Raw genomic sequence first — 5432 nt, forward strand, 5'->3', positions numbered from 1 at the left:
TCGTACTGGACGTACTTGGGTCTGTGCCTGGTGCGGTGAGAGTGCGTGCATGGCGTCGCGGGGCAGACGGGAATTTGACGACAGGGCCTAGAGGGGTCCGCGCGCGGAGTCAGCACTTCACGGGAACCATGGGGGGACCGAGGACCGAGAGGACTCCGCCATGCCGACACGGGCACAGACGCAGGAACCGCAGACCGATCTGGACGCGCGCTACAGCTCCCCCGGGGCCATCGCCACCCCCTGGGCAGAGGCCGCGTCCCGCCTGGAGAAGGCCGAGATCTTCTGGCTGTCGACGGTACGTCCGGACGGCCGACCCCACGTGACCCCCCTGCTGTCGGTGTGGCTGAACGGGGCGCTCCACTTCGCCACCGGCGCGCAGGAGCGCAAGGGGCTCAACCTCGCCGCCAACCCGCATGTCGTTCTCACCACCGGCACCAACGCCTACGGCGAGGGCTGCGACCTGGTGGTCGAGGGCGACGCGGTCCGTATCACCGACGAGAAGCGGCTGGCCGGGCTGGCGGCGGCGTGGGAGGCGAAGTACGGCCCGGAGTGGCACTTCGAGGTGCGCAACGGCGCCTTCGACTCCGCCACGGCGGCTGCGGCGCCGCCGTCGACGGAGGAAGCCGGGGACGCGGGCGTCGCCCTGGTCTTCGAGGTGGCGCCGCACACCGTCTTCGGGTTCGGCAGGGGCAAGCGCTTCAGTCAGACCTGCTGGCGCTTCACTCGCTGACCATGGCGTCGACGAGAGCCGTCAGTGCCGAGGCGAGCCGTGAGAACCCCGGGCCCGTGGGGCCTCCCGGTTCGGTCATGTACGTGTCCCGCCGGATCTCCACCATCAGGGCGGTGACCCGCGGCTCCCGCTCGTAGAAGCGCAGCGGGACGTACGCGCCGGAGAACGGGCTGTCGATCCCGACACCGCTCAGGCCCGCGAACGCCTTCTCCGCGAGGGTGACCAGCTCGGGCGGCGTGTGAAAGGAGTCGGTCCCCAGACAGACCTGCGGTCGCGGACCGTCGCCGTGCAGCTCGTACGGCAGCCGGGCCGTCGGATACGAGTGGACGTCGACGATGACCGCCCGCCCGGTGACGGCGAGTCGGTCGGCCACCGCCGCGGTCATGGCTGCCGCGTACGGGTGGAAGTAGCGCTCGAGCAGCGGCCGCGGGTCGACGTCGGCGGGCCGCAGCGGTGTGCGACGGGTCGTGCGTGTGTAGACCGCGCCCATTCCGACGGACAGCATCTCCTCCCGTTCGTCGGGAAAGCGTTCGGGATCGACCACCAGCCGGGACAGCCGGTTCACGAACCTCCATGGCGTGACCCCGGACGCCCGCGCCGCGGCTGCGGCCAGCTCCGCGGTGTGCGCGTCCGTGATGTGGTCCAACTCCCGCTCCAGCGCGGCGTCGTCGAGTGCGATGCCGGCGCGCACCGGCGCCGGAATGTGCCGCGAGGAGTGCGGGACGTGCAGGATGACGGGGGAGTCGGGGGCACCGGGCAGGAGCTCGAAGGACGTCTCGTTGCGGTCAGGAGTCTGGTTCACATGAGATTCCTATCGCAGCCCGGCCCCCTGCCGCTCACCTCAGCGCACGCTGCCACCGCCGTGGCGCGCGTAGTGTTCGATCAGGGCCGCCCGGGTCGTCTCCAGCCGGTGCGCGAGGATCGCGGCGATCGTCCGGGTCAGCGACAGTTCCAGGGCCGGATCCTGGTCGCAGAGCGTGCGCACCTCCGCGGCATCGAACTCGTACGCGCGTACGGGGCTGAACGCCTCGGCGCCGAAGTCCCAGTGGTGCGGCGGGAACAGCCACGACCAGCCGAGCAGATCGCCGGGCCCCAGTGTCGCCACGGAAATGCGTCGCTCTCCGACGACCCGCTGGTACAGGGAGACCGTTCCGGAGCGGACCACCCAGAAACGGTCCGCGGTTCCCCCTGCCTCGAAGATCTTTCCGTCCGCCGGGAAGGAGACCTCCCGGGCCAGGGACATCAGCCGTTCCCGATGGCCGGGGGAGAGGGCGGGCAGCAGCCGGAGAGCAGTGGACATCGCGGACCTCCAGTGCACCGCCGCAGGGCCCCGTGGACGCGACGGCACATGTCGTACCGGTGTATCCCGTTACCTCCATTGGACCGGCAACCACGGAATTCGTCGCGCCGGGGGACCGGATCGAGACCGTGAACCCTTCCGCGGGCCGCTCAGGGCAGCGGTTGTTCGGCCCAGATGACCTTCCCGGCCTGGGTGTAGCGGGTGCCCCAGCGTTCGGTGAGCTGGGCGACGAGGAACAGGCCGCGTCCGCCCTCGTCCGTGGTGGCCGCGTACCGCAGGCGGGGTGAGGTGCTGCTGTTGTCCGAGACCTCGCAGATCAGGCTGCGGTCCCGCAGCACACGGACCTGGATGGCGCCACTGCCGTAGCGGATGGCGTTCGTGACCAGTTCGCTCAGGATCAGCTCGGTGGTGAACGCCATCTCGTCGAGACCCCACTCCGCCAGCTGCCGGGTGACCGAGGCGCGTACCTCCCCCACCGCCGCCGGTTCGGACGGCACCTGCCATTCGGCGATGTGCTCGGCGCCGAGCGCGCGGGTGCCCGCGACGATCAGGGCGATGTCGTCGCTCGGGCGGGCCGGGAGCAGGGCGTCCAGGACCGCCTGACAGGTGTCCTCCGGTGACCGGTCGACCCCCGTGAGGGCGGCGCGCAGCAGCTCGAGCCCCTCGTCGATGTCCCGTTCCCGGTCCTCGACCAGCCCGTCCGTGTAGAGCACCAGGCGGCTGCCCTCCTCCAGCTTGAGCTCGGCCGTCTCGAACGGCAGACCCCCGAGCCCCAGCGGAGGACCGGCGGGCACTTCGGGGAACTCCACGCTGCCGTCGGGACGGACCAGCGCCGGGGGCGGATGGCCGGCCCGGGCGACGGTGCAGAGCCGGGAGGCCGGGTCGTAGATGGCGTACAGGCAGGTGGCGCCGGTGATCGCGGCGCTGCTTTCCGCCGCCGCCTCGTCCTGGTCGATGCGGCCGACCAGCTCGTCGAGGAGCCCGATGATCTCGTCCGGCGGCAGGTCCAGGGCGGAGAAGTTGTGGACGGCGGTCCGCAGGCGTCCCATCGTGGCCGCCGCGTGCAGTCCGTGGCCGACGACATCGCCCACGACGACGGCGACCCGGGCGCCGGACAGCGGCAGCACGTCGAACCAGTCCCCGCCCACCCCCGCCTGCGCCGGAAGATAGCGGTAGGCGATGTCCAGGGCGCTCTGCTCGGGCAGGTTGCGCGGCAGCAGACTGCGCTGCAGGGGCACGGCCATGGTGTGCTCGCGCGTGTAGCGGCGCGCGTTGTCGATGGAGACGGCGGCACGGGCGACCAGTTCCTCGGCGAGGGCCAGCTCCTCCTCGTCGAAGGGCTCGGGCTTCCGGGAGCGCCAGAAGTTGACGACGCCCATCACCAGGGGGCCCACCCGCAGGGGCACGGTGATCAGCGAGTGGATGCCGTACTCCACCACCTGCGTCGTGCGTTCCAGGTCCTGGGCGAGCCAGCCCGGGGCCCCTTCGAGGTCGGGCTCGACGACGGCCTCGCCCGTGCGCAGGCTCCGGGCCTGGGGGGTGGAGGCGATGAAACGGATCTTCTCGCCGACCGGGTAGAGCGGGGCGTCCTTGCTGATGCCGCTGTACGCGGTACGGCGCAGCTCGGTGACCCCGTCCGGCTCCTCCCCGTTCAGTACGGCGTCCGCCAGGTCCACGGTGGCGAAGTCCGCGAACCGCGGAACGGCCACCTCCGCCAGCGTCTCGGCGGTGCGGGTCACGTCCAGACTGGTCCCGACGCCCACCCCGATGTCGTACAGCAGCTTGAGGCGCTCGCGTGCCTCCTCGGCCCGGCCGGACAGCGCCCGCAGCTCGGTCGAGTCGCGCAGGGTGGCCACACTGCCGGGCGGGCCGCCCTGGAGGTCCGTGGGCCGCTGGTTGATGGCCAGCAGCCGGTCCCCGACCAGGTGCACCTCGTCCGTGGCGACCCGTCCCGAGGCCAGCAGGTCGGCGGTGTCCGCCTCGAGGCCCAGTTCCAGGACATGCCGCCCCTCGGCGTCGGCGGGCAGGTCGAGCAGGCGCTGTGCCTCGTCGTTGGCGAGCAGCAGCCTTCCCTCGCCGCCGGCGATGATCACCCCCTCCCGGACGGCGTGCAGCACCGCGTCGTGGTGTTCGTACATCCGGGTCATCTCGTACGGGCCCAGGCCGTGTGTCTGGCGCAGCAGGCGCCGGCTCACGAGCGCCGTGCCCCCGGTGGCCAGGGCGAGCGCCGCGGCCGCGGCACCCAGCAGTAGGGGCAGCTGCCGGTCCGCGACACCGCCCACGTTGGCGGTCGTGATACCGGCCGACACCATGCCCACGACCTTGCCGTCGGGAGCCTCGATGGGAACCGTGGCCTGCACCAGCGGCCCGATGGTCCCGTTGATCTCCTCGGTGATGGGCTGGCCGGCCAGCACGGGGGCGGTGTTCCCGACGAACTTCTTTCCGATCCGGTCCGGTTTGGGGTGCGTGTAGCGGATCCCGTCGGTGTTCATCACGACGATGAAGTCCACGTGGGACTGCTTGCGGGCGGCCTCGGCCTGCGGCTGCAGCACGAGCGTGGGGTGGGGGCTGTTCAGCGCTTCACGGATGCCGGGGGCGTTGGCGAACGTCTCGGCGACGGCCAGCGAACGGTTGCGGGCCTCCTGCGTGCTGTCGTGCCGTACCTGCAGCACCAGCGCCACCACCGCGGAGACGATCAGCAGCAGCACGATCACCACCTGCAGCACGAACACCTGGCCGGCGACGCTGCGTCCGCCCAGCGCGGACCGCAGTCCCGACGCGGGTCTGCGCCGCGCGCGCGGACCGCCTGGGCGAGGGGTCGACCGAGCCCGGGATCGACCCAAGAGCCGGACCATGTGCCTATGTCTACACTGCCGGGCGCCGTGAGGCGAGGGGCAGCACATGGTGTGACAGGGGCCGGTCCGGGCTCGTGGCAAGGGCCGCTCGGCGAGTGCTGCTGCCGGGCTGATCTGGCCGCATCATGGAGGAGGGGCGATTTGCCCGCATATGTAGCTCTGACTTTTCTCGGGTACGGGAGGTCGTCATGCACACTCCGGACCGCTACCGGTTGCTCTTCACCCATCAGGAATCAGGCGTCGGCGTCATCACCGACGAGGTGGTCGTCGAACGGACCGCCGCCCTTGGACCGGGCGGGAACCCGGTGTACTCCGACCCCACCGGCATCCTCCGCGCCGAGATCAGCACGGCGGGAGAAGTACGGATGCTGGCCAGCGGCGGCTACCAGTCGCCGATGGTGCCCACCGCCGAACCACTGTCCTGACCGTCCGACCTCGCCCGCGACCAGCCGGTCGCGGGCCAGGCCAGGACGGCCAGGGCGCCGAGAGTGAGCACTCCGCCGGCCAGGAACGTCCCGCGCACCCCTGCGGCGTGGAGCAGGGCGCC

5 protein-coding genes are annotated in these 5432 nt (G+C 71.5%); 2 read left to right on the plus strand and 3 right to left on the minus strand.

The features are described 5' to 3' along the window. Window positions 1–160: 160 nt before the first annotated feature. Window positions 161–730, plus strand: a complete 570-nt coding sequence (locus ABZ656_RS56045; RefSeq protein ID WP_360280183.1) for a pyridoxamine 5'-phosphate oxidase family protein — start codon at window positions 161–163, stop codon at window positions 728–730. Here ABZ656_RS56045 and ABZ656_RS56050 read toward each other — a convergent pair. From ABZ656_RS56050 to ABZ656_RS56060, 3 genes are all read right to left on the minus strand, one after another. Further along, complete coding sequence (locus ABZ656_RS56050) at window positions 720–1532, minus strand: N-formylglutamate amidohydrolase (RefSeq protein WP_101402886.1); 813 nt, start codon at window positions 1530–1532, stop codon at window positions 720–722. The two genes, ABZ656_RS56045 and ABZ656_RS56050, sit on opposite strands and share 11 nt — an antisense overlap. Window positions 1533–1571: 39 nt before the next feature. Further along, window positions 1572–2030 carry a cyclic nucleotide-binding domain-containing protein gene (locus ABZ656_RS56055; protein WP_101402887.1) on the minus strand — a complete coding sequence of 153 codons (459 nt, stop codon included), beginning with the start codon at window positions 2028–2030 and terminating at the stop codon, window positions 1572–1574. A 149-nt stretch (window positions 2031–2179) separates the two neighbouring features. After that, a complete protein-coding gene (locus ABZ656_RS56060) occupies window positions 2180–4885 on the minus strand; it encodes a SpoIIE family protein phosphatase (protein ID WP_360280187.1) in 2706 nt (901 codons plus the stop codon). A 188-nt stretch (window positions 4886–5073) separates the two neighbouring features. On the opposite strand from ABZ656_RS56060, the gene ABZ656_RS56065 reads away from it, so the two are divergent. Further along, a complete protein-coding gene (locus ABZ656_RS56065) occupies window positions 5074–5310 on the plus strand; it encodes a DUF6296 family protein (RefSeq protein WP_168514759.1) in 237 nt (78 codons plus the stop codon). Window positions 5311–5432 lie beyond the last annotated feature (122 nt).

Origin of the sequence: Streptomyces sp. NPDC007095, assembly GCF_040634475.1 — a bacterium.
Taxonomy (GTDB): domain Bacteria; phylum Actinomycetota; class Actinomycetes; order Streptomycetales; family Streptomycetaceae; genus Streptomyces.